This window comes from Paenibacillus sp. FSL E2-0151, assembly GCF_037993015.1.
Taxonomy (GTDB): domain Bacteria; phylum Bacillota; class Bacilli; order Paenibacillales; family Paenibacillaceae; genus Paenibacillus; species Paenibacillus amylolyticus.
Genome location: NZ_CP150308.1, coordinates 6753084 through 6776547, shown reverse-complemented (window position 1 = coordinate 6776547; position 23464 = coordinate 6753084). Strand labels below are relative to the sequence as shown.

At 47.2% G+C, this 23464-nt stretch carries 21 protein-coding genes; 10 read left to right on the top strand and 11 right to left on the bottom strand.

The window, feature by feature from the left end; genetic code table 11:
• Nucleotides 1–133: 133 nt before the first annotated feature.
• A complete protein-coding gene (locus tag MHI55_RS30005) occupies nucleotides 134–901 on the bottom strand; it encodes an SDR family oxidoreductase (protein WP_047840892.1) in 768 nt (255 codons plus the stop codon).
• Nucleotides 902–1096: 195 nt separating this feature from the next.
• On the opposite strand from MHI55_RS30005, the gene MHI55_RS30000 reads away from it, so the two are divergent.
• Nucleotides 1097–1735 carry a TetR/AcrR family transcriptional regulator gene (locus MHI55_RS30000; protein WP_340388014.1) on the top strand — a complete coding sequence of 213 codons (639 nt, stop codon included), beginning with the start codon at nucleotides 1097–1099 and terminating at the stop codon, nucleotides 1733–1735.
• A gap of 233 nt (nucleotides 1736–1968) precedes the next feature.
• On the opposite strand, the gene cobA is transcribed toward MHI55_RS30000, so the two are convergent.
• From cobA to nirB, 4 genes are read right to left on the bottom strand one after another with little or no spacing between them, the layout of a single operon-like run.
• Nucleotides 1969–2739 (bottom strand): uroporphyrinogen-III C-methyltransferase, encoded by a 771-nt coding sequence (gene cobA / locus MHI55_RS29995; RefSeq protein ID WP_076213931.1) that lies wholly within the window; start codon nucleotides 2737–2739, stop codon nucleotides 1969–1971.
• Nucleotides 2736–3617 (bottom strand): formate/nitrite transporter family protein, encoded by an 882-nt coding sequence (locus MHI55_RS29990; RefSeq protein WP_340388012.1) that lies wholly within the window; start codon nucleotides 3615–3617, stop codon nucleotides 2736–2738. The genes cobA and MHI55_RS29990 overlap by 4 nt, the downstream gene beginning before the upstream one ends.
• A 37-nt stretch (nucleotides 3618–3654) precedes the next feature.
• Complete coding sequence (gene nirD, locus MHI55_RS29985) at nucleotides 3655–3972, bottom strand: nitrite reductase small subunit NirD (protein ID WP_036612155.1); 318 nt, start codon at nucleotides 3970–3972, stop codon at nucleotides 3655–3657.
• Nucleotides 3973–3988: 16 nt separating this feature from the next.
• The gene (nirB, locus tag MHI55_RS29980) at nucleotides 3989–6430 is read right to left on the bottom strand and encodes a nitrite reductase large subunit NirB (RefSeq protein WP_340388010.1); all 2442 of its coding nucleotides are present in this window, start codon (nucleotides 6428–6430) and stop codon (nucleotides 3989–3991) included.
• Between the two features lie 590 nt (nucleotides 6431–7020).
• Between nirB and MHI55_RS29975 the strand changes: the two genes are divergently transcribed.
• Both MHI55_RS29975 and MHI55_RS29970 read left to right on the top strand, forming a co-directional pair.
• Nucleotides 7021–7614 carry an ANTAR domain-containing protein gene (locus MHI55_RS29975; RefSeq protein WP_340388007.1) on the top strand — a complete coding sequence of 198 codons (594 nt, stop codon included), beginning with the start codon at nucleotides 7021–7023 and terminating at the stop codon, nucleotides 7612–7614.
• An 18-nt stretch (nucleotides 7615–7632) separates the two neighbouring features.
• Nucleotides 7633–8709, top strand: coding sequence for an anthranilate phosphoribosyltransferase (locus MHI55_RS29970; RefSeq protein WP_036671643.1), 1077 nt, complete (start codon nucleotides 7633–7635; stop codon nucleotides 8707–8709).
• Between the two features lie 41 nt (nucleotides 8710–8750).
• Here MHI55_RS29970 and MHI55_RS29965 read toward each other — a convergent pair whose 3' ends face one another.
• Nucleotides 8751–9263: an acyl-CoA thioesterase gene (locus tag MHI55_RS29965; protein WP_026081401.1), complete on the bottom strand. Its 513-nt coding sequence runs from the start codon at nucleotides 9261–9263 to the stop codon at nucleotides 8751–8753.
• A 206-nt stretch (nucleotides 9264–9469) separates the two neighbouring features.
• On the bottom strand, nucleotides 9470–10093 hold the full coding sequence (locus MHI55_RS29960) for a GPR1/FUN34/YaaH family transporter (RefSeq protein WP_036671640.1): 624 nt from the start codon (nucleotides 10091–10093) through the stop codon (nucleotides 9470–9472).
• 435 nt (nucleotides 10094–10528) lie between these two features.
• Between MHI55_RS29960 and MHI55_RS29955 the strand changes: the two genes are divergently transcribed.
• Nucleotides 10529–10705 carry an aspartyl-phosphate phosphatase Spo0E family protein gene (locus tag MHI55_RS29955; RefSeq protein ID WP_017691636.1) on the top strand — a complete coding sequence of 59 codons (177 nt, stop codon included), beginning with the start codon at nucleotides 10529–10531 and terminating at the stop codon, nucleotides 10703–10705.
• Nucleotides 10706–10878: 173 nt separating this feature from the next.
• Here MHI55_RS29955 and MHI55_RS29950 read toward each other — a convergent pair whose 3' ends face one another.
• Nucleotides 10879–11808, bottom strand: coding sequence for a response regulator (locus MHI55_RS29950; protein ID WP_340390658.1), 930 nt, complete (start codon nucleotides 11806–11808; stop codon nucleotides 10879–10881).
• A gap of 329 nt (nucleotides 11809–12137) precedes the next feature.
• On the opposite strand from MHI55_RS29950, the gene MHI55_RS29945 reads away from it, so the two are divergent.
• Nucleotides 12138–13574 carry an alanine/glycine:cation symporter family protein gene (locus MHI55_RS29945; protein ID WP_076251914.1) on the top strand — a complete coding sequence of 479 codons (1437 nt, stop codon included), beginning with the start codon at nucleotides 12138–12140 and terminating at the stop codon, nucleotides 13572–13574.
• A 152-nt stretch (nucleotides 13575–13726) separates the two neighbouring features.
• Here the strand turns inward: MHI55_RS29945 and MHI55_RS29940 are convergent, their stop codons facing one another.
• Nucleotides 13727–14566 carry a methyl-accepting chemotaxis protein gene (locus MHI55_RS29940; RefSeq protein ID WP_339190667.1) on the bottom strand — a complete coding sequence of 280 codons (840 nt, stop codon included), beginning with the start codon at nucleotides 14564–14566 and terminating at the stop codon, nucleotides 13727–13729.
• A gap of 282 nt (nucleotides 14567–14848) precedes the next feature.
• Here MHI55_RS29940 and MHI55_RS29935 point away from each other — a divergent pair, with 282 nt between their 5' ends.
• Nucleotides 14849–15541, top strand: coding sequence for a cyclic nucleotide-binding domain-containing protein (locus MHI55_RS29935; protein ID WP_340388005.1), 693 nt, complete (start codon nucleotides 14849–14851; stop codon nucleotides 15539–15541).
• A gap of 136 nt (nucleotides 15542–15677) precedes the next feature.
• Here the strand turns inward: MHI55_RS29935 and pepT are convergent, their stop codons facing one another.
• Nucleotides 15678–16916, bottom strand: coding sequence for a peptidase T (pepT, locus tag MHI55_RS29930; protein ID WP_340388003.1), 1239 nt, complete (start codon nucleotides 16914–16916; stop codon nucleotides 15678–15680).
• A gap of 225 nt (nucleotides 16917–17141) precedes the next feature.
• On the opposite strand from pepT, the gene MHI55_RS29925 reads away from it, so the two are divergent.
• Together MHI55_RS29925 and MHI55_RS29920 are read left to right on the top strand one after the other, a co-directional pair.
• Nucleotides 17142–17333, top strand: coding sequence for a 2-hydroxymuconate tautomerase family protein (locus MHI55_RS29925; RefSeq protein WP_017691642.1), 192 nt, complete (start codon nucleotides 17142–17144; stop codon nucleotides 17331–17333).
• Nucleotides 17334–17381: 48 nt separating this feature from the next.
• Nucleotides 17382–18416, top strand: a complete 1035-nt coding sequence (locus MHI55_RS29920; protein WP_017691643.1) for an NADH:flavin oxidoreductase/NADH oxidase — start codon at nucleotides 17382–17384, stop codon at nucleotides 18414–18416.
• Nucleotides 18417–18676: 260 nt separating this feature from the next.
• Here MHI55_RS29920 and MHI55_RS29915 read toward each other — a convergent pair whose 3' ends face one another.
• Complete coding sequence (locus MHI55_RS29915; RefSeq protein WP_253504161.1) at nucleotides 18677–19444, bottom strand: class I SAM-dependent methyltransferase; 768 nt, start codon at nucleotides 19442–19444, stop codon at nucleotides 18677–18679.
• A gap of 227 nt (nucleotides 19445–19671) precedes the next feature.
• Here MHI55_RS29915 and MHI55_RS29910 point away from each other — a divergent pair, with 227 nt between their 5' ends.
• Nucleotides 19672–20100 carry an SRPBCC domain-containing protein gene (locus MHI55_RS29910; RefSeq protein ID WP_253504157.1) on the top strand — a complete coding sequence of 143 codons (429 nt, stop codon included), beginning with the start codon at nucleotides 19672–19674 and terminating at the stop codon, nucleotides 20098–20100.
• Between the two features lie 240 nt (nucleotides 20101–20340).
• Complete coding sequence (locus MHI55_RS29905) at nucleotides 20341–23436, top strand: ATP-binding protein (RefSeq protein WP_340388001.1); 3096 nt, start codon at nucleotides 20341–20343, stop codon at nucleotides 23434–23436.
• Nucleotides 23437–23464: the final 28 nt, after the last annotated feature.

The window sequence follows — 23464 nt, the reverse complement described above, 5'->3', positions numbered from 1 at the left end:
TGTGGTGTTGAGGTCTTTTTTAGATTGTAGTGACCAGGCATCCCTTCGGGAACACCTGTCGGTATAACTTTTCTAAGAATGGACTTGAAGTTCTATCGACCCAATCCCTATCAATCCCACCGTTTATAGCTTCTTATTGACCAACCATACCGCCATCTACGGTGTAAAGGGAAGCTGTTACATAAGATGCTTCTTCGGACAACAGGAAGTTCATTACCGCAGCGACTTCTTCCGGTTCACCGTAACGGCCCATTGGAATGCTGGACACGGTTGCTGATTGATAGTCTTCCACGTTACCGGAATTAGCTTCGATCTGACGCATCATGCGTGTATTGATTGTACCTGGCAATACAGCGTTAACCCGGATATTATAAGGTGCCAGTTCATTTGCAGCGGTACGCGTGAGACCAACTACGGCATGTTTGGACATAATATATGGAGATACAGCAGGTGCACCCATCAGACCCGCGAGGGAAGAGGTATTAAGAATCGCACCGGATTTTTGTTTTTTCATCACTGGAATGACATTTTGCAGACCCAGGAATACTCCACGAATGTTGACGTTATATACGGTGTCGAGTGCTTCAACACTCAGGTCTTCGATCAGCCCTGTTGGACCTTCAATTCCGGCATTGTTGGCAAAATAATCGATTCGACCAAAAGCATCCAATGCTTTTTGCACATAGTTTTTCACGTCTGCTTCTTGGGATACGTTCGCTTTTACGGCGATGACGTGCTCTTTGTCGAGGTTCAGATCATTGATCGTCTGTTGGATGGCTTCTTCATTGAGGTCCACTAGAACCAAGTTGATTTTGCGCTCAGCCAGGCGGCGTGCCAATTCTTTACCAATGCCTCCAGCTGCTCCTGTAATAACGGCTGTATGTGTATAAGATGTACTCATGAACTATCCGCTCCTTATTCATTATTGGCAGGTATTTCTCAAAAAAAGTTTCAACCTGTCGTCTATCTTTCCTGTCTCAATGTTAAGATATACATAGCAATGTGACAATAATCATTGACATCGCATATGTCAGCTATCGGACAGAGGTGTAAGCGGTGTTCATTTATATTACAATAATGAACAAAGGAGGCGAAAATGTTGATTATTGAACATCCACAGGACCGGAGAGCACGAAGAACGCAGGATGCGATCATCGCTGCGGCGGTTTCTTTGATATTAGAGAAGGGAGCGGATGCCCTCACAATCCGGGATATTACGGAACGGGCGGATTACAACCGTGGAACCTTCTATTTACATTTTCCCGGCAAACCGGAGTTGTTGCAGTTCATTCTGGATGATTTCATGCAGGGAGTGGGGCGAGCTTATGCAGAACCATACGTACAGCTTACAGAAGTGGACATGACTGCATTGCTACCATCCACGATGCCTGTATTCGAATATATTGAAGCCCATCAGGATATCTTTCGTTCGTTAATAACAATGCATTCAGATATGAGCTCTCGGCTATGCAATATGTTTAGAACGTATCTAACCGAAGATTTTGTATTGGTGACCGAGGATAGTGAGTGGACGATTAATTACGACATCATGTTAAGTTATCTGGTATCTGCAACGGTAGGTGTAATCATGCATTGGGCGGAGATTGGATTCAAATATTCTGCGCATTATATGGGAGAGCAGCTTACGGCGCTGATTAACATCAAACCGACCCGTCTGCTGATTGAACCAGGGCAGAAGGGTCGGACTATTCACGAGCGTATGCTGTTGGATTAAAGGTCGAATGAGAGTTTTGTTCTATATCAATTGAACTAAAGAATATTTACACTGCACACTCCGATGACAGAACAACCTTCCGATCGCTGTTATCCCCAGATTTTTTTGATTCCTTTTATAAAGGGTAAATCCGGGGATAAAGGCGAACGCTCCGCTTCTTCAGGTCGTTTCTGTCCTCTCCGTTTTGTGTAAATGTTTAGTTCAATTGATATAGATGAAGAAATCCAATTCGATTATCCGGTCATGGAGGCGTTCGCGGCCTGTTGCATCTGAAGCAGCTGTTCGCGGATCAGGACGGACTCGCCGATCATGATTAATGCCGGATTATTCACTTGATGCGACTTGGCGAGGGAATGGAGTTCGGCAAGTGTGCCGGTAATAATCCGTTCCTCCGAGGTGGTTCCCCGTTCGATTAAAGCCGCAGGGGTGTGTCCACTTTTGCCATGGTGAAGCAATTCATGTTGAATCTGGGGCAGTTGGCTAATGCCCATGTAGATGACCAGTGTATCCACACTATGGGCGAGTAGATCCCAGCGGACCGAAGATACACTTCCATCACTGCCGGTTCCGGTGACACATGCGAAGGATGAAGCAATCCCGCGATGAGTTAACGGAATAAGGGATGAAGCGGATGTACCTACAGCTGAAGTGATGCCAGGAATGATCTCAAATGCAATCCCTGCTTCCGCCAGCACAAGCGCTTCTTCACCACCACGGCCAAAGATGAACGGATCGCCACCTTTGAGTCTTACGACTTGTTTGCCTTCCGCCGCATGTGCAGCAAGCATCCGTCCAATCATCTCCTGACTCATGGAATGAAGGCCTGGAGCCTTGCCGCAGTAGATGCGGAGTGCTCCTTCGCGAGCCTCAGCGAGCAATTGATCATTCACAAGCCGATCATACATAATGACATCTGCGGACTGAATACGTTTCAGGGCTTTTACCGTAATCAGATCCGGATCTCCAGGACCAGCGCCAACAATACTAACCAGGCCCCGGCTCATGATCGTGTCCCCAATTTCGGTGCAACATCGGAACTTGCCAATCCTGAACGACCACCCTGAATGGATGCCAGTTTGGACGAGAGCTTTACTGGATTTCCCCAGTGGTGGGCGGCATATAGACCGAGGCCTGTAAATACAGCTCCGCCAATGAGATTGCCCAGCAATACCGGAATCTGATTCCACAGCCACCAGTCAGCCATACTGACCTGTGCACCGAGCATCATGCCTGCCGGGATGACAAACATATTTACCACAGCATGCTCAAATCCCTGAGCGAAAAATATGGTAATGGGCAGCCACATCGCTACGATTTTTCCCAGTGTGGAAGTGGACGTCATTGCCATCACTGCCCCGAGTGTGACCATCCAGTTACATAGAATGGCTTTGATGGTGACCAGTACAATGCCAGCCCCACCCAAGTGCTGATATCCCAATGTTTTGGTTTCACTGGTCTGGATCAGCGTTTGAATTAGAGGGTTGCTCATATCCGTACCCATCTTGGTAATGGTCAGGCCGTATAAGAGAGCATAGAATGCACATCCGAGCAGATGTCCTGTGATCACCCAAAAATAATTTCGGAGCATATCCATCCATGTAATTCTACGTTTCAACACTGCGAGTGGAAGCATCGCAAAGTTTCCTGTCACCAATTCGAGACCCAGCAGAATAATGATGACAAATCCCGCCGGGAATATCAGTGCACCTGCCAAACCAACGGAAGTTTGAGATACAGCGGTATATGCCATTGTGGTTGCAAAGGCAAGGATAGCCCCCGCCAGAAAACCGCGGATCAGCATCTGTACCCGACTCATTCTGGCTTTGCTCTCACCAGCTTCGACCATCGATTGCAGCACTTCTGCAGGTTTAACAAAATCCATAGCGCACGCCTCCTTGATGTCAGGGTATCTCTAGCCTTTAACCCGCAATTGTGATGAAGATTTCTCCGCTGTTGCCGTCTACTTCTGTTTTGTAGGTATTCAAGCAGCCTTCATCCGGCTCGTGTACCTTACCGTTACGCAGATCAATCTTCCAATCATGCAAAGGACAATGAACTGCTGTCCCGCACACCATGCCTTCCGACAGCTTGCCGCCCTTGTGAGGGCAGCGATTCTCGACGGCGTGCAGACTTCCGTCGCTCAGTTTGAAGACTGCAATTTCGGTATCCTGTATCAGGAAGGTCCGTGCTCCCTTTTCATCAATATCTGCAAGGTGTCCAATCCGGAATTTGTTCATCGCTGTTCCTCCTCTTCTAGTGGGTTACCGGCTCGGCACCGGACAGTGGGGTGAAATTTTTACGTAATTTCTCGTCTTGTATGATTTCTTTCCAAGGATCAACCGTATGACCCAGTGTAACTTCCAGACGTTCAACCAGAGCGAGACGTACATCCCGATCCGCCAATGCTTCCTTCACATGATCCAGACCAACCCGTTCAATCCAAGCCGCTGTTCTCTCATTCCATTTTGCATTCTCTCTATAATATTGCAGGTAAGAGTAAGTCCACTCTTCCACTTCCGCATCGGTCTTCACCGTACAGAGCAACTCGGCTGCACGAACCTTGACTCCCGCGTTACCGCCCACATGAATCTCCCAAGCGCCATCAATGGCGACAACACCCAGATCCTTGATGGTCGCTTCAGCACAGTTCCGCGGACATCCGGAGACAGCGAGTTTCACTTTGGCTGGAGCCACCATCTTGTCGAGTTTTTTCTCCAGACGAATACCCATCTCAATGGAATCCTGTGTGCCGAATCGGCAGAACGTATTACCTACACAAGTCTTCACCGTACGCAGCGCCTTGCCATAACCAAAACCGGAAGGCATATCGAGTTCCTCCCAGATCTTCGGCAGGTTCTCTTTCTGTACACCGAGCAGATCGAGTCGTTGCCCACCCGTGAATTTCACCAACGGCACATCGTATTTCTCTGCGACAGTTGCAATCTTGATCAATTCCGCCGGGGAAGTGACACCACCATAGATCCGTGGAATAACGGAGTAGGTACCGTCTTTCTGGATATTGGCGTGATAACGTTCATTGGTGAATTTGGATACACGCTCATCTGTGTATTCAGCCGGCCAGATCATCCCGAGATAATAGTTGAGGGAAGGGCGGCACTTGGAGCAACCTTCCGGTTCATTCCAACCGAGAACATTCATGACTTCTTTAACGCTTTTGAGACCCATTTCCTTGATCTGTGCAACAATCTCATCCCGATCATAGGATGTGCAGCCACAGATGCCTTCTTTGGTTTGTTCGCCTACATTATCACCAGCATAATATGTGAGCAGGTTTTCGATAATAGGTTTGCACCCACCGCAAGAAGCGGAAGCTTTGGTACAGGATTTGATTGCACCGAGTGTATTACAGCCTTTATTCAGAACGGCGTCTCCAATGGAAGATTTGGTCACACCGTTACAACCACAGACGATTTCGTCATCCGGCATACTCGCCATTCGTTCTGCGACAGATGGACCCGAGCCTGAACCACCGGAAGGTACACCGAGTAAAATTTCTTTCTCCCGACCACTGATGTTCTCACCACTCTTAATGAGGGAAAACAGCGATGCGCCATCCGTGGTATCACCGAACAATACAGCTCCGATCAGCTGTCCGTCTTTGATCACCATCTTTTTGTACACGCCATCAACGTCATCCTGAATACGAATGCTGCGAGTGTCCGCAGCGTCTTTGAATTGTCCGGCAGAGAATACGTCCACACCGGATACTTTCAGTTTGGTAGAAGTGACTGAACCTTCGTATCCTTCGGTTGCCGCGCCAGCCAGGCGTTTTGCGAGCACCATACCTTGTTCATATAATGGAGCAACCAGTCCGTAGGCAATACCGCGGTGTTCTGCACATTCGCCGACGGCAGATATACTAGGGATGCTGGTATGCATATAATCATCTACAATGACTCCACGATTCACATCGAGGCCGGTATTGCGAGCCAGTTCAATCTGAGGGCGAATCCCGACAGCCATGACAACCAGATCCGCTTCAAGCACCGTTTGATCAGTAAAACGAATGGCTTTTACTCGTTGTTTGCCTGTGATTTCTTCGGTATGTTTGTTCAAAAGGAACTTCATGCCCTGTTCTTCAAGCTCACGCTGGAGCATCAGACCTGCCGGCAAATCTAGGTTCCGGTCCATCAGATGACCGTTAATATGGATGACTGTGACGTCCATGCCCAGATTGAGCAGCCCCCGCGCTGCTTCCAGTCCTAGCAATCCACCTCCAAGGACGGCAGCTTTGCGATACTTTTGTGATGCTGCCATCATGGTCTCGCAGTCTTTAATATCGCGGAAACCGATCACGCCTTCCTTGTTAGCTCCGGGAAGAGGGAGGATGAACGCTTGTGAACCGGTTGCCATAATCAGCTCATCATAGGCTGCGCGTACACCATTTTGAGATACAACTTCCTTGTGCTTGGTATCGATCTGAACGACCGGGTCACCCGGGTACACCCGAATGCCGTTATCTTCGTACCAGCTCCACTCATTGATTACGATATCTTCGATGGATGTTCCGCCAGCCAGTACGGAAGATAACATGATCCGGTTGTAGTTGGGATGCGGCTCTGCGCCGAAGACTGTAATTTCATAAGCGTGTGGAGCAAGCTTAAGGATATGTTCGATTGTGCGGATTCCCGCCATGCCATTGCCGACCAGCACCAGTTTTTTCGTTGTACTCATTATGATTAGCCCCCTTAGGTCCATTCTGCAAACTGCCTCAAAACCTTGTCTCTAAAATCGAAAAAGCCTGTTATGCCTCGGAGGACTGCGCATATACATACGCATCCCTTGCTCCGAGATTGCAAAACAGGCTTCATTGCCGGTTCAACCAGCTACGCCGTTGTAACTGTGATCGATTCAAATATGGAGTTGTTATGGCTTAACTATAAAAGATCGATCTAATCATGTCAAGATAGTTAACATAAAAAAGTATTTGAAATTTAAAGTTAATTATGTTTACATGAGTTTATTGGAATATCGAATGGACGACGAAGTTTTACGAGTATATCTTCTTAGTTTAAAGGCTTCTAGATAACGTTAGCACGCTGGATACGATAAATACTGTAGAAAAGGTGCCATGTATAGAGTTTCACCCTTTTTAATTGCAATATGATGAGGCATGAAAAGATCATTCTAATGTTAAAAATAAGACGCATAATCGTCACTACTTTATTTTTGTTAGGTAATGTAACATGTTTATTGCTTTCATGTATTAACGTCTTAAATGATGTGGACTCTGATTATAGCAATAGGGGAGGGATTGATCCATCATGCGATCTTTATTGGTCATCCGTGTTCAACCAACGATAGCTGCCTCATCCGATGCAATCCCTCTGACACCGGAGAGGCTGCTGGGAGCAAACGGGTACCATGTACAGGTGGTGGGCAGTGAAGCGGAAGCGGTGAAGCTAGCTCGTGTGGCCGAAGCGTTCATTTTGCATCTGTCGCTGGCTGATGTGGAGTACTGGGTGAACTGCCTGGGAAAGGGGAAGTCGGATTCACCGCTGCTTTGGTGGTGCGCGCCAGATACAGCCTCTTCCTCCGCAGAATCCTGCGAGGTCGAAACTTCATTTGATGGAATACTTACACCGTCCATGACTGGGCCCGAGATTCACTGGACTCTTCACTTTGCAGCCCGACGCTACATGGAACGCAAACAGTGGGAGCAGGAACGGAAGCAGTTGCAATCCAGGCTGGAGGATCGGAAGTGGATTGATATGGCGAAGGCTATCCTTAGTGATCTGAAGCAGATCTCGGAGGCCGAAGCCTATGACCTGTTACGCAAGAAAGCGATGGATGAACGCAAACGGATGGTCGATGTAGCCACAGCGATTGTGAAGGCCCATCAACTGCTCCAGTCTTAGTTGGAAGGAGGATTCTCCATGGATATGTCTCAGATACTCCGAGAGGTCGGACGTGGGAAACGAGGCTCGCGTGATCTGAATTATACAGAGGCACTGACTGTAGCAGAGAAAATCCTGAAACAGGAGGTTTCCCCTGCCCAGACGGCTGCGTTTCTAATGGCTGAACGTATGAAAATGGAAAACGTCGAGGAACTGGAAGCTTTTGTTCATGCATGTCGTAACAGTGCGGAACGTTTCTCCGTATTTCAGGACGGTTTGGACTGTGCCGGTCCTTATGATGGACGGACGAAGTCGTTCATGGCCACGTTTCCGGTTGCATTTGTACTCGCGGCGGCCGGGTTGCCGGTGACTTTGCACGGGAGTGATCCTTTACCACCCAAATGGGGAGTTACGCTGTCGGTTCTGTTAAAGGAAGCAGGAATTGATACACGTAAAATGGATCGGGAAGATGCACGGAGCGCTGCATTGCGTTCGGGTGTCATGTACGTATCCTCCGAGGATTGGTGCGAACCTCTTCGTAAGCTTCGTCCGTTACGGGAAGAGTTGGGTTTTCGAACGGTGTTTAACACAGCAGAGAAACTGATTGATTATAACCATTCACCGTATTTGGTGTTTGGTGTATTTCATAATACCTTTCTGGATCGGATTGCGAAGTTGCTCACCCGGTTTAACTATCGGCGTGCTTATGTTGTACAGGGGATGGAAGGTTCTGAGGATCTGTATATTGATCGGCCAACCCGCGTATACGCCGTGGAAGACGGTGATATGAAGCTGGAACTGGTTGATCCTGCAGCCTATGAACTGGATATGCCCGTGCCGGAGCTGGTCTGGACGGCTGCGAAGCAGCTTGAAGTGGCGGAAAGCGTGTTAAGCGGTGAGGGTCATATTGCTTTTGTGAATCAGGTCTTGTTAAATGGAGGTTTCCGCTTGTATGCGGCGGGGCGTGTCAATTCCATCGAAGAGGGCATATACACGTGTCAGGGATTACTGGAGAGTGGTGCAGCGTATCGCATCTATCAGCAGTGGTGTGTCTCCATGGGTGGTGAACTGCCGGATAGCAGAGCGGTGTCCATCTATCCGGCATCGACCAGATAATGTAATGCTGGTGTTCAATCTTGTTATTGTTTAGCGTGTTTTTATTCCCAAGGATAAGTAACGGTCAGGAAGTCAGCGAATTTCTTGCTCTCTTCCCGCCGTTGTTTCCGCATGGCCGCCCGATCCGGAGCGGTCTCGTATAGTTTCTTCTCTTCTTCCGTCTCCGGGATAATGCGGGGTACGATCAGTTTGCGATTATTTTCGTCCAAGGCCACAAAGGTCAGAAATGCAGTCGCCGCAATTTTCTTCTCTCCGGTCTTCAGATCCTCTCGAATCACTTTCACAAAAATCTCCATGGAACTTCGTCCTGTCCAGGACGCGAACGATTCAAGTGTAACCGAATCCGTTGGATTAATCGGGTACAGGAAATCGACAGAGTCGGTTGAAGCCGTTACAGTATTGACCCGGCATAGCTTGGAAGCGGCAATGGATGCAATATCATCGATGTAGGACATCAGCTTGCCGCCGAATAACGTATTATGATTGTTGACATCGGTTGGGAACACCCGTGCCGTCTTGAAACAACGTGTTTCGCGTACATATTTTTTCTCCACCTGATCCATCTCCGTTGGTTTCGGTATCTCTCTCATGCTTTTTTCCTCCTGACAGTATGGCTGCTGTGACATTTCGTGTGTTGCAGGGTCTACTTCTGATCTATTATCCCTAGTATAGGTGTCGGTCTGATACATATTCAAATGAAGTTGGACTGCAAAAAAACCGCCAGGCGCGGACCGGCGCGCTGGCGGTTTACTACTGTATATTAAGCCTTGGGTTTGAAAATGCCGGACGGTTTGCCGATCGGCAAGAACGCATAACCGAAGTGAGCGTTCAGTACCGAAGCACCTGTACCATACAGGGACACAATTCCGATCGCCAGTTCAGCGTATGCTGCAATGGTGTGGAAAATGTGAGGAGCTACGCCGAAAGCGTCAAAGGTCAAGCCAAGGAACAGGAAGTCAATCAGAATGAAGATGATAAGCAACACTTTATTCGCTTCAATAGCACCAATCGTCATGAACAGGGTGAATACGAGGTATCCGGCAAAAGCAAATCCGAGCTGCTTGCCATCGGCCTGTTCAGCAAGAGTAGAGCCAAATACGCCCATTTTGATCATCCAGTTGGCAGCCATGGCAAACCAGAAGAATGCGTACGCGCCAAAAGCCGTTGTGCCAAAGGTATTGTTGCGTTTGGAATCTTGAATACATGCGAATAACTGGGCAAAGGCACCCAGGAAGATCGCCCAAGGAATAGCGTAGCTAAGTCCTTCTGTAATGCCAAGCTTTTGGGAAGAAGCGACCAGGGTTACGATAGCCAACCCAAATAATCCCATTGCGCTGGGATCGGCGTTAACAATTTTGACTTTAGTCTGTGAATCGGTCTGCATGGTGATGATAAGCCTCCAATAATATCAAATCAGGATCAATGGCCGTCGTTGGCCGTCCTCTACATTACATCATTTGTATCCGCCGGGTCCGGACACACACATCGCCCTATTGTACCTGAATGACCCCATTATGGAAAGGGATTTTATTACCTTTTAAACCAATAGACTTTTTGTTTTTTCAATATACACATTTACGACACAATCCGTTCTGGCCGTGAATGATGAGGCCAGACGTTAGAATCCAACCCTCGGTGATACCACTAAAATTGCGTCATATCAGCCATTTTCGGATAAGCTCTAGTGTGATAAAATAATCTTTATCAAAATTTGGAGAAGAATACAAAACATCCTTGTCTCCTATGCCATATGTTAATCCAACTATAGATTGACAGGAAAAACTAAAATGGTTCACAGAATAAGGAGGTATCAGGGGTCATGGTTATGAGTTTGGATTTGAAAAATAAAATAGAGAAGGCCAGACATAACCTTCATATGCTGGTAGAGCATAACAAGGGTGGTCTTGGGCATCCCGATGTGATTCGGCAGTCTATGGCATTGGACGAATTGATTAATGAGTATAACCGAATTAGCCGAAACCATTCACGGGCCTAAACCCAAAGCGATTTTAATTTTATACACGGAACAAATCACATAGATTGTAACGCTTGATCGTACAGACGGGCATGAATATAGCCGGTATGGACAGCCTCAGTTGAAGAGGTGGTATCCTACCGGCGTAATATTCATGCCCGTTTGTTTTTGCATCTTATCCATCATGCATCTGTTTAATGCAGCAATCGTTTGGCTTCCAAATATAGGACCTGCACAAATTTTTTCGTATTAATGCGTGTCTGGGACAAGGAAGGCTCCACGTTGTTTTGCAACTCCAGCATTTTCTTGCGAATTTCGGTAAAATCGAAAAATTTGGATGCATAGTTCTCGAACTTGGGATGTGTATAATCTGTTAATCCCAGAGAAACCACATGGCTCAGAGTCTGGAAGATGGCCCTGCGAACACGTTGTTCTGATGCCTTGATCTCCTTGTTCACCTCTGCGAGAGAGGCGTCTTCTCCCAGTTTACGTATCGCTACATTCTGGAAGATGTCTTTGAGGGATGGGAACGTATAGGGGGACAGCTTATGTTCATCTGTCTCTACCTGCTCCAGATATTCCAGCATGTCCAGCAGATCCCTACTGCCCGCTTCGCCGATCATGCCCATCTCGGACAGCAGGAAATGTCCTGCAGTCGTGATTGTTTTGTCCGGAACCGGAGCCGTAGCACGTTCGGTAGAATTTAAACCGGACAATCCCTGCAATGTCCGCTGAATATCTGCGATGGACTGCTGCATCCGAAGCCTTTCGCTCACCAGCCGCAGAACAGATAGAATCTCCAGCCGGTTAATCGGCTTCGTAATATAATATTCAATGCCTAGTGAATAGGCTTCTCCGATCATATTTTTCGACTCGATCTGGGAGATCATGACGATCTTGCCCTCGAACCTTCCTTCAAGTGCTCGCACAGTCTGAATCCCGTCTCGTTGGGGCATCAGCAGATCAATCAGCAGTACATCCACCTTATGCAGTTCCAATAGTTCCGCGTGAATATGTGCTCCGTCCTCAGCTTCCCCGGCAATATCGCCCAGGCCTTCATCCTCAATAATATCCATCAACATGGAACGAACGCCAGGATCATCATCCACGATAAAATAACGCATGTCAGTCATTCCCTTTCTCTGCGAATGGTGTGATTGATAAATCTATGGTAAAGGCGGTTAACGCCGCGATGAACTCTCGTTCCAGTGTAATCGTTCCTTTCCTTCTTGCATAGAACCTGACATGTCAGGTTAAATGACAATGATTGGGCGATCAAAGCCCGTTTTTAAAATAAATGTAGGAATTGCATGTAGGTATTTGTCGATTTCCGTAGATGCCCTTGTAGTATAAGTAACATCCCGAAGTCTGGGGCTAGTGTTGTGCAGAATGGTACAAACTTTTCGCGTAACCATCTCTGTGCTTGAAATACACCATAAAAAGGGGCATACCGATGGAGCAAACAATACAAGATATTGTCGTCATTTTCAATGATTTTCTATGGTCCAAAGTGTTAATTATATTATTGGTAGTATGTGGTATATACTTCACTACCAAGACCCGATTCATGCAATTCCGCATGATTGGAGATATGGTAAAGGTGCTTCGAGAGCCAAAAAGCAAGGAACCAGGCAAAATTTCACCTTTTCAGGCGTTCTGTATTAGTATGGCGGCCCGTGTAGGTACAGGGAATATTACGGGTATTGCACTGGCTATCGCACTGGGTGGACCTGGGGCTATATTCTGGATGTGGATCATTGCAATTATCGGATCAGCCTCCAGTTTTGTGGAGAGTACGCTGGCTCAGATCTATAAAGTGAAGGATAAGGGCGGATTCCGCGGCGGTCCTGCATATTATATGGAGCGTGGGTTGGGCAAACGCTGGATGGGGATTTTATTTGCCATTCTCATTACGCTTTCATTTGGTTTGGTCTTTAATGCGGTGCAGTCTAACACGATTACTGTTGCATTTGAGAACTCATTTGGCACGGATCGGTTAACGGTGGGTATCATTATGGCTGTGATATTTGCAGGAATTATCATGGGCGGTGTCAAACGGATTGCAAAAGCATCGGAATACATCGTTGTTGTACTGGCCGTATTGTACATTGGGGTAGCGGCTTTTGTGGTGCTGGCGAATATTACCCAGCTTCCGGCCATGATTGCGTTGATCGTCAAAAATGCCTTCGGCATCGAACAGGTGGCCGGCGGAACTTTAGGCGCTGCACTGATGAACGGTGTGAAACGCGGATTGTTCTCCAATGAGGCGGGCATGGGTAGCGCCCCGAATGCTGCTGCAACGGCGGATACAACACATCCGGTGAAACAGGGACTTATTCAGGCGTTTGGCGTGCTGACAGATACGTTAGTGATATGTACAAGCACAGCCATGATTATTTTGTTATCCGGGGTATACAAAGGTTCCAATCTGGGTGGCATTGAATTAACTCAGGCTGCATTAAGTGTACATATTGGTTCATGGGCATCGGGATTCCTGGCGGTTATGGTGTTCCTGTTTGCCTTCAGTACACTAATCGGAAATTATTACTATGGAGAAACCAACATTGAGTTTATCAAATCCAACAAAGTTTGGCTGTGGGTATACCGCATTTGCGTTATCGCAATGGTGGTGTTTGGAGCGGTAGCCAAAGTACAGCTGGTATGGGATTTGGCTGACCTGTTCATGGGGCTCATGGTGGTGGTGAACCTGATTGCAATTCTGATGCTGTCCAAGGTGACTTTCGAAGCGTTGAAGGACTACAAGAAACAGAAGGCTGAAGGTCGTGATCCCGTCTTTACCCGGGACCGGATTCATATTCCGGGTGAAGTGGAATGCTGGCAGTCGGAAGAAGAAGTTATTGGAGATAAATCAATACATGTAGCCAATTAAGGTTTTATCTGAACGTAGTTGGTTATATAAAAATAAAATGGGCACAACAAATAACAGGACTTGGATTATCCATCATGGGCAACCCGAGTCCTGTTTGTTGCATATAAAATGTATCTTTGCACTAGCCAAAGTTCATCAAAGATATATTTTGATTAATTTTTAACGGAATAGCTGATCAGTTGTTCGGATAGAGTTTTCATTCGTTCCCCTGTTTCATTAAGCTGCTCAATCACATCCGTAAAGGATGCTACAAGCGTTGCTTGTTCCTGTGAAGAGGCTGCAATCTGGGAGACTTCAACTTCCATCTGTTTGATGACCTGTTGCACATCTCTCAGACTGGTATCGATATCACTTGTAGCTTGTTTGGCATCCACAGAGAGTTTGCGTACTTCGGAAGCAACCACACCGAAGCCGGCACCGGCTTCACCAACGCGAGCGGCTTCAATAGCGGCATTCAGGCCAAGCAAGTTGGTTTGCTCAGAGATTTCACGAATGAACCCGGCTACTTTGTTGATTTGGGAAGAGTTCTGAACAGCAAGTCTGGTGTTCTGCAAGATCTGCTCACTGGTAGCTTGCAATTCTTCGGCATGAGCGGCGACATGTTGCACCATATCAACGAGGTTACCATTGATGGTTTGATTTTCTTGTATAATGTCTTCAAGTTGGTTCTGGTTAGATTGGTCGTAAGATACACAGAAAACAGCAACAACTTTCTGGTGATCATCAAAGATCGGAATGTTCAGAATATCCAGTTCGATACCATAAACTTCCTTGGAGAGAGTAGCAAGGGTCGCTTCTCTTCCATTTTTTAAGATGGCAAAGTTTTGATACGATTCCAAGAGTGACATTCCTTTTTCAAAACCAAGATCAAATTTATCTGTCATAATGACATCTAATACTTTTTCGTGATCGTAAAGAGTTAAACTAGCTGGTTCTCTGAGGATCAGGCTGATATAAGGCATTACTTTAAGCAGGGCATCTACAACGTTCATGGAAGAGGACCATCCTTTCAATATTTGAATGTATTATTTTTAACGATCTATGGAATGCTCTATCTTTCATCGGACGGAAATGACTTTTCGTGAACGGCATTTTGCATGAAAGAATGAACATTTTATGATTAAATTTTAAAATATTTCCCATCTAAAATGATTTATTGGATATAAGTGTTAGTTGTAACTATTTTTATATCAAGATATTTGTACGGATGTATATCAAATATAGGACATGTGTCCTTTTGTGTACATTATATAGGGCAACGGAGGGAAGTCGGAATGAAAGAAATTATGGACTTTGGACTTGTGCGGCAACTCGCCCGTGAGAATGGGTTGGATCAGGTGCTGGACGAGCCTGCGCTCTCTGAGTTGCGACTACTTGAGGCTGCGAAGGGCGAGATGATATGTGCCAAAGGTGAACGACCCGAGCGGTTGTATTTTCTCGTGCAGGGCAAGCTCAAGATCTATACCACCCTGCCTAACGGCAAGTCTCTGTTGCTTCGTTTCAGTACACCCCTTGCGCTTGTGGGAGATTTGGAACTGGTGAATGGCAAGGAGGCTATGAATACGGTAGAGTCTGTGAGCAAAAGCCTGCTGCTGGGTATCGGCTATCGCGCTCTCCAGAATACGTATGCAGAGAACCCTAAGTTTCTCCACTTTATGCTGAGTCAAGTTACGCACAAATTGTATACCTTTTCCAACCTGTCGAGTCTGAATATGTTATATCCGGTCGAGAGCCGATTTGCCAGCTATCTGTTGTCCACAATGGGCCAGGACGATTCTTCTTCGGAAGAGATACAGACCTCCAAGCTCACCGAACTGGCCGATATGCTGGGCACTAGCTATAGACATCTTAATAGAGTCGTTCAAGATCTGTGTAATCGAGATATTATTCGTAAAGTGCAGCGAAAGCTAGTGATCTGTGATCTGGAACAGTTGCGTGTCATCGCAGGAGGCAATATATATGAGTGATGGTATTTTAAAATAAAGACCAAGCCTGCATATCTAAGCGACATGACGCGACACAATAAAATACAATACGGCATAACAAAGAGCACCCTCCCGAATATACCGAGGGGTGCTCTTTTTGCTCTGTACTTCAAGTGGATTAGATATCTCCGTGTTGCTCAAACAATTGAGCGATCTCTACAATGACACGGGTGGCCTTCACCATATTGTCTACCGATACATACTCGAATTTGCCGTGGTAGTTCTCACCACCAGTGAAGATATTTGGTGTTGGCATGCCCATATAGGATAGTTGGGAACCATCTGTTCCTCCCCGGATGGGACGAATAACAGGTTCGATGTCCAGTCGGGTCATGGCTTCATGGGCAATATCGACGATCTGGCGTACGGGTTCAATTTTCTCGCGCATGTTATAGTACTGGTCATTCAATTCAACCGTGATGCTTTTCTCTCCATACTTGGTCTTCAGTTCGTTTGCGATATGGAGCAGATTTGTTTTGCGCTCTTCAAACTTCTCCCGGTCGAAATCACGGATGATGTAACTCATCTTTGTCAGCTCAACGTCACCCTCCAAAGACAATAGATGATAGAAACCATCATAACCGTCCGTGAATTCAGGAGCTTCCTCCACAGGCAGGCGTCGATTCAATTCCAGCGCAATTTTCAGAGAGTTCACCATCTTATCCTTCGCTGTTCCGGGATGCACATTGGTGCCTCGTACGGTAATTTTGGCGGCAGCTGCGTTAAAGCTCTCGTATTCCAGCTCACCAAGTGGTCCACCGTCAACTGTGTAAGCATATTTGGCTCCAAAAGCAGCTACATCGAACTTGTGCGGTCCACGGCCAATCTCTTCATCCGGGGTAAAAGCAACCCGAATCTTACCGTGTTTCACTTCCGGGTGTTCAATCAGATAGGCCATCGCCGTCATGATCTCGGCAATGCCTGCCTTATTGTCAGCACCAAGCAACGTTGTACCATCGGTTGTGATCAGCGTATGGCCTTTATACTCGTGCAGTTCCGGGAAATCCTTGTTGGACAGTACGACATCCAGTTCCGAGTTCAGCACAATATCAGCACCGTCATAGTTATCGATAACCTGTGGTTTGACATTTTTGCCAGTAAAGTCGGTCGCTGTATCGAGGTGAGCCAGGAAACCAATTACAGGAACATCCTTGTCGGTATTGGATGGCAGTGTAGCCATGACATAACCGTTCTCATCCATCGTTACATCTTGCAGACCAATGGAGGTACATTCTTCAACAAGCAGTTTGCCCAAGGCCAGTTGGCCGGGTGTGGAAGGGCATGTCTCGCTATTTTCATCGGATTGGGTATCCATCTGAACATAAGTACTCAGTCTTTGAATTAAAATATCTTTCATCTATTATCGCTCCCTAGCTTGGATTTTTTTCATTTGGGGTATAGTATTTCCTGTGGTTCTCTACGGTTATCATATCATGTTTTGCGGTCATTTCCAGAATGGGGAAGATCCGAAATAGGAGGATTTCTAGGTATCAAAAAGGGTACTAGGTCACAAAAATGTACGTACTTGTATTTCTATAACTGAGGTTCATAATAAATGATGAAGAAAGGATGTGTTCAAGACATGCCATTTATCACGGTTAAGGTACTGGAAGGCAAGTCGGTCGAGCAGAAACGTCAGTTGATTGAACGTATGACTCAGGTGGCTTGTGAGACACTGGATGTTGATCCGAGCAAAGTCTTTATCTTCATTGAGGATTTGGAGAAGGACAATTACGGCAAGAACGGAAAACTGTTTTCGGACTTAGACAAATAAGTAAGGGTTCATATATATCATGATCATGGAACAGGAGATGTAACATTAATGACTGAACAATTATTTTCGCCCTATCAATTCAAGAGCCTGCAATTAAATAACCGTGTCGTCATGGCACCGATGTGCCAATATTCTGTCACTGCGAAGGATGGCATTCCGAACGATTGGCATCAGGTTCACTATGTGAGCCGTGCGGTTGGAGGGACAGGACTGATTGTAATCGAGATGACCGATGTAGATCCGGATGGACGCATTACCGACAATGACTTGGGGATATGGTCAGATGAGCATGTGCCGGCCTTCACCAAACTTGTAGATGGAATCCATGCCTACGGCTCCAAAGTAGCTATTCAGATCGCACATGCGGGACGAAAAGCAGAGGATGCTCCGCAGCCGGTTGCCCCATCGGTAGTTACATTCCCGGGAGAAAAGTACAAGGAACCACGCGCGTTAAGTACGGAAGAAGTAGAAGCTATGGTGCAAAAGTTCGCAGACGGTGTTCGCCGCGCAGTGCAGGCTGGAGTAGATACCATTGAGCTGCACGGTGCACATGGATACCTGATCCACCAGTTCCATTCCCCGCTGATGAACCATCGTGAGGATGTATATGGGCAGGATCTGTCCCGTTTTGGCGTAGAAGTCATTCGTGCAGTGAAAAAAGAAATGCCCGCAGATATGCCGCTGATTTTGCGGATTTCGGCTGTAGAATACGCGGATGGTGGATACGATATCGACCACACGATCAATATCGCTCGTGCCTACCAAGATGCAGGCGTGGACATGTTCCATATCAGTTCAGGTGGCGAAGGTCCTTCCGGACAGCGGAAACCGGGGAACTACCCGGGGTATCAGGTACCATTTGCCCGTCGTTTCCGTGAAGAACTGAACGTTCCTGTAATCGCAGTGGGTATGCTGGAGGATGCAGCATTGGCTCAAGCGGTTATTGGCAACGGCGATGCGGATCTGGTCGCGGTTGGTAGAGGCATGCTGCGTGACCCGTACTGGGCGAACCATGCCGCTCTGGAACTGGGTGTCAGCAAGGATCAAGCTGCCATTGCGGAGCAATATTCTCGTGGATACTAACTTGCACTAACATTTACACTTGCCACTCCGATGACAGAATAACCTTCCGATCTGAGGATAAAGGCGAAGTGTATGCTTTCGATGTAGCTTTCTTGCAGAAAGCTTGTAGCTTCGCTTCTTCAAGTTATTTCTGTCCTCTTCGTTTTCGTGTAAATGTTAGTGCAAATTTTATACAGTAAAATAGGCCACAGCATGGGTTAAACCTCATGCTGTGGCCTGATTTTGGATATTGAGAATCATATCCATCCGATTACGGATGACTACGCTCTTCGAGTCGCTTCGTATACGAATTTTTGATTCGACTGTGTAGGTGGCTGATTCGGGTTGAAATCGGCGTACACTTTAATGTCAGAGAAACCAATGTGTTCGAGAATTAGGCGTAACTCTTCTATGCCGTACCAGCGCAAGGTAAGCTGTTGCAGTTCCGTAGCAACAAGAGCACCCTGATGCCATTGCTCATAGCGAATGAGACTTACTTTGTACTGTTGAAGAAGGTTCACTTCAATGGTTTTCACTTCTACCGTGATCGTATCACCATCGGGTAATGAAACGGTTGATGTTTCTACAGAAGAGGGTTGTGTCACATCGGGCAGAAACAGATCAAACACGAGCCTGCCGCCGGGTTCTAAATGCTGAAATAGATTACGTAATGCGTTAATCGATGCCTGTCTGTCTTGGATGAGGAGCAGAGAACCTCCGGGAATGATAATTGCCTCGTATCGATATGGAAGGTCAAGCTTCTCCAGATCGGCAACGAATAGCTCAGGCATGGGTAATGCCCGCTCCATACAACGAGAACGGCAAGAGTTGATCATATCGGTCGAATAATCAATTCCATCCACCTTCAAGCCTGCTTCAAGCAAAGGAATGAGCACTCGGCCTGATCCTGACATGGCTTCAAGGATACGTCCATTGCAGCGCTGAAGATAATGGCGATAGAATTCAATGTCTCCTCCCAAGGAGTGTCCCACAGGTTTCGTGAGATCATAAACGGCGGTGCATAATGGACCGTAATAACTGAATGACATAGTATAGGTGTCCCCCACATGTAAATGTATTAAAATGAAAACGTGGAAGGGGAGTGAGCAGGATTATCCCTTCCGACAACGGTTGGAATTGGAATTTTCAGAGCAGACTATCATAGGAATCACGCACCTTTTATGTAATATGTTCCAATTATAGGGTGGGGATAAAGCGGAGGTCAACTTCTATTCGGGTAGTTATACGAAATGAAATGTATAAGGAGGTGATTCGAATGGATTCATCATCAAGTTCATCAAGTGCACTGCCAGATATCCGGCAGAAACTTATGCTCCATGCACCTGTAGAGAAAGTGTGGGAGATGGTCTCGACCGAGCAGGGACTGAGAACCTGGTTCATGCCAGGCAATCTGGAACCCGTGGAAGGTCACGAGTTTATATTGGAAGCAGGCCCCTTCGGCCAATCACCATGTCAGGTGACGGAAGTTCTTCCGCTGCACAAGCTGTCATTCCGCTGGGGGAAGGACTGGACGTTGACGTTCGAACTGAATGAACAGCCCGAAGGTACGGATTTCACACTGATTCACAGCGGTTGGGATGCGGATAAACTGACCGAGTTTGGACAGGCCCACGCTATCGTACGCGAACGTATGGAACAGGGATGGGCCGGAATCGTTCAGAAGCTTGCCCAAGTTGTTAAATAAATCTCCATTCAATCAACCCCAGGCCATTTCGCCCGTTCATTCCGGTGAAATTCGGCATGGGGTTCCTTGGTGTACCAAGAGCTGACGGAAACAGATAGAGATCCTTCAAATTATAACGAATTTGACCGATTATGATACGGAAACTATTTCCGTGAGCACCAGAAACGTGTAACATGAATTATAGTGATAAATCGACAGAATTAGACGTCTCTCGCCATTGTGGATGGAAGGAATACATAGATGAGAAAACACTGGATTATGCTGACCATAAGCTTCATATGTATTGTCATTGTTCCACTGGGTTGGATCGCCCAGACGTTAATTAGCGAGCGGATTAACCCCCAGGCTACAGATGGGAAAATTGACCTGACCCAATGGGACTTTGATCGCAAGGGTGCAGCGTCTCTAAAGGGTGTCTGGGATTTCTACCCTGGGCAGTTGCTGAGCCCGGCAGATATTGAAGCAAGTGTATCCGGTCGCAAGCCTTTGCCGGCTTCGTCGGGCACTCAAGTTCCTGCCCGATGGAACAAATCTTTGGGGCAGGCCCATGGGTATGGAACCTATCATTTGCAAGTTCAGCTTACACCCCAAACGATGAAAAACGATTATGGTATACGCACGCAGAATATACGCATGGCCCACCGGGTATTTATTGATGGTAAAGAGATTGGCGGCAAAGGCCTGCCAGGAAAGACCAAGGCGACAGATATACAATTAAATCTGCCCTTTACAGGATTCACGTCCATTGAGGGCAACACGGCTGATATTATCATCCAGGTATCGAATTATAGTTACTCGTCTGGGGGCATTGTAGCGCCCATTTTGTTTGGAGACGAGCATAGTATTCTGAAAAGCCAGCAACAAGGTTGGCTCAAGGATCTGATGGCCTTATTTGGTTTTATCTTGCCAGCCGCCTTTTTTCTACTTCTGTTCAGATTACGACGTACGGAGAAGGAACTTCGTTTTCTCGGATTATTCAGCCTTTCTGGTGCGGTGTACGCTCTGACACATGGGGAGAAGTTACTGGGTACGTTTGTACCGTTCCTGACCAATAATGAGATACTTCGGATTCAGCTCCTTAGTTCAGCCTTTGCCTATTATTTTTTGCTTCGGTATATGGATGCCCGTGTACCAGGAGCAGTTCATCAGTGGTTTGTTCGTCTGGCTGTAGTGCTAATCGTTACCCAGACTATTGTGGGTCTTACGCTTCCTCCAACGCTTTTCTCGTCTCTTGAGCTTCCCATGTTGCTGATCTCACTTGTTGTCATGTTCTATACGCTGCGAGCCATTTTCTATTGGTTGAAAGGACGGCCGAATGACAGCCACTTTGCACTGGTGAGTATGATGAGCATACTCATGGTTGTTGTGTTATATACGCTTGGTGCGTTCACTACCCTAGACACAGCGTTCTTTGCGCTGATTGAACTTTTATTATTTGTATTTGCCCAGATGATTGTGACCGCATTCCGCTTTGCACAATCATTCCGAGACGTGGAAGCCCTGTCGGAGCGTTTGCTGGCCATCGACAGCCTGAAGGACGAGTTCATGGCGAATACGTCTCATGAGCTGCGAACGCCCCTGCACGGCATCATTAATATTGCGCAATCCATGCTGGAAGGGGCGGCTGGAGCAGTCACGCCCAAGCAAGCGAAAAATCTCTCCATGATTACTTCAACCGGGAAGCGCCTTTCACTGCTGGTTAACGATATTTTGGATTTTGCCAAATTAAAAAATAGTGAGATCGAGTTAAAACGGGTAGCTGTCGATCTGGAATCCGTTGCTCGTACTGTGGTTGAAGTCTCGGGTTTCACGTTTGAGGACAAGCCGGTTATATTGATTCAACAATGGCCCCAGTCCTTGCCACTTGTTGAGGCAGACGAAGATCGCCTAAGGCAAGTTCTGTATAACTTGCTGGGTAACGCCTATAAGTACACTGAGCAGGGTGAGATTCGATTGTACGCCAGCGTTGAAGGGGACTGGGTGAAGGTATCGGTCGCTGATACAGGGGTAGGCATTGCCTTGGACAAACAGGAGGATATCTTCCAGGCGTATGAGCAGAGTAACGGCACGATTGAGCGATTGAATAATGGAACCGGACTGGGTCTGAGTATTACGCGAAAACTCGTTGAGCTTGGCGGTGGTGAGATCTGGGTTGAATCGGAGCCGGGGCAAGGTTCGACCTTTCATTTCACCCTGCCTGTTATGAAGATGCCGCTGCTGCAAACTCATTCGAAACCAGCTGCCGCCCGATATGTTGCTGCACAGGGGGCAGGGGCGAAGGAGCTTGTTACAAGAGAGTCAGATGAGCAGGATGATCTTACGGAAGCGGAGTATACGATTTTGATTGTGGACGATGACCCCGTGAATCGACAGGTATTGCTTAACCTATTGTCGACGGAGCGGTATCGTGTGATTGCAGCGGACAGCGGGTCCACTGCGTTGAAACTCCGTGAGGAGTTCCCGTCCATTGATCTTGTTATTACGGACTGGATGATGCCTAAGATGTCCGGGCTTGAGTTATGTCGCAAACTGCGCGAGCACAGTTCCCTGTCAGAGTTACCGATTCTGATGCTGACCGCTCGCGGGTTGCCTGAGGATATCAAACACGGATTCCAGGCGGGAGCCAATGACTTCCTGAGCAAACCGGTGGATGCCGGTGAATTGCGTGCCCGGGTTAGGACGTTAATTGAGATGCGGAGTTCTGTGCAGGAGGCTATTCGGACCGAAATGGCCTTTTTGCAGGCCCAGATCAAGCCACACTTTCTATATAATGCACTGAATGTCATTATTGCGACCTGTGCAGTGAATCCGGACAAGGCAACGGATCTGCTGATTGAATTGAGTCATTACCTGCGCGGAAGTTTTGACTTCCAGAACAGGGAGCAGCTTGTACCTTTGACCAAAGAGCTGGAATTGGTGGAGTCTTATGTGCATCTGGAACAGGCGAGATTTGAGGAAAGACTGGCGGTTGAGTATGAGGTGGAATCGGACGTGCATCTATATCTGCCACCACTCAGTATTCAGCCTCTTGTGGAGAATGCCATTCGCCACGGCGTGATGGAGCGGGCAGCTGGCGGGACAGTTCATCTTAGGATTTTCCAAGAGAGCGAGCATGTAGTCGTCCAGGTCCAGGATGATGGTGTAGGTATCCCTCCTGAGCGTATGGCTCAGGTCAAGTCTGGGCGCACCGAAGGTCCGGGAGGTGTGGGGCTGCAAAATATAAACCGTCGCCTGATGTCTCTCTATGGACAGGGACTGGAGATTCATAGCCATGTGGGTAAAGGCACGCAGATCCGATTCCGTATTCCTGTGCAAAAGGTGGATTATTCCAATTAGTGTGCCGAGTGAAGCAATTATGGTTAAC

Coding starts and splice junctions, on each gene's coding strand:
- MHI55_RS30005 (WP_047840892.1), bottom strand. CDS start 901: ATGAGTACATCTTATACACATACAGCCGTTATTACAGGAGCAGCTGGA.
- MHI55_RS30000 (WP_340388014.1), top strand. CDS start 1,097: ATGTTGATTATTGAACATCCACAGGACCGGAGAGCACGAAGAACGCAG.
- cobA (WP_076213931.1), bottom strand. CDS start 2,739: ATGAGCCGGGGCCTGGTTAGTATTGTTGGCGCTGGTCCTGGAGATCCG.
- MHI55_RS29990 (WP_340388012.1), bottom strand. CDS start 3,617: ATGGATTTTGTTAAACCTGCAGAAGTGCTGCAATCGATGGTCGAAGCT.
- nirD (WP_036612155.1), bottom strand. CDS start 3,972: ATGAACAAATTCCGGATTGGACACCTTGCAGATATTGATGAAAAGGGA.
- nirB (WP_340388010.1), bottom strand. CDS start 6,430: ATGAGTACAACGAAAAAACTGGTGCTGGTCGGCAATGGCATGGCGGGA.
- MHI55_RS29975 (WP_340388007.1), top strand. CDS start 7,021: ATGCGATCTTTATTGGTCATCCGTGTTCAACCAACGATAGCTGCCTCA.
- MHI55_RS29970 (WP_036671643.1), top strand. CDS start 7,633: ATGGATATGTCTCAGATACTCCGAGAGGTCGGACGTGGGAAACGAGGC.
- MHI55_RS29960 (WP_036671640.1), bottom strand. CDS start 10,093: ATGCAGACCGATTCACAGACTAAAGTCAAAATTGTTAACGCCGATCCC.
- MHI55_RS29955 (WP_017691636.1), top strand. CDS start 10,529: ATGGTTATGAGTTTGGATTTGAAAAATAAAATAGAGAAGGCCAGACAT.
- MHI55_RS29950 (WP_340390658.1), bottom strand. CDS start 11,808: ATGCGTTATTTTATCGTGGATGATGATCCTGGCGTTCGTTCCATGTTG.
- MHI55_RS29945 (WP_076251914.1), top strand. CDS start 12,138: ATGGAGCAAACAATACAAGATATTGTCGTCATTTTCAATGATTTTCTA.
- MHI55_RS29940 (WP_339190667.1), bottom strand. CDS start 14,566: ATGAACGTTGTAGATGCCCTGCTTAAAGTAATGCCTTATATCAGCCTG.
- MHI55_RS29935 (WP_340388005.1), top strand. CDS start 14,849: ATGAAAGAAATTATGGACTTTGGACTTGTGCGGCAACTCGCCCGTGAG.
- pepT (WP_340388003.1), bottom strand. CDS start 16,916: ATGAAAGATATTTTAATTCAAAGACTGAGTACTTATGTTCAGATGGAT.
- MHI55_RS29925 (WP_017691642.1), top strand. CDS start 17,142: ATGCCATTTATCACGGTTAAGGTACTGGAAGGCAAGTCGGTCGAGCAG.
- MHI55_RS29920 (WP_017691643.1), top strand. CDS start 17,382: ATGACTGAACAATTATTTTCGCCCTATCAATTCAAGAGCCTGCAATTA.
- MHI55_RS29915 (WP_253504161.1), bottom strand. CDS start 19,444: ATGTCATTCAGTTATTACGGTCCATTATGCACCGCCGTTTATGATCTC.
- MHI55_RS29910 (WP_253504157.1), top strand. CDS start 19,672: ATGGATTCATCATCAAGTTCATCAAGTGCACTGCCAGATATCCGGCAG.
- MHI55_RS29905 (WP_340388001.1), top strand. CDS start 20,341: ATGAGAAAACACTGGATTATGCTGACCATAAGCTTCATATGTATTGTC.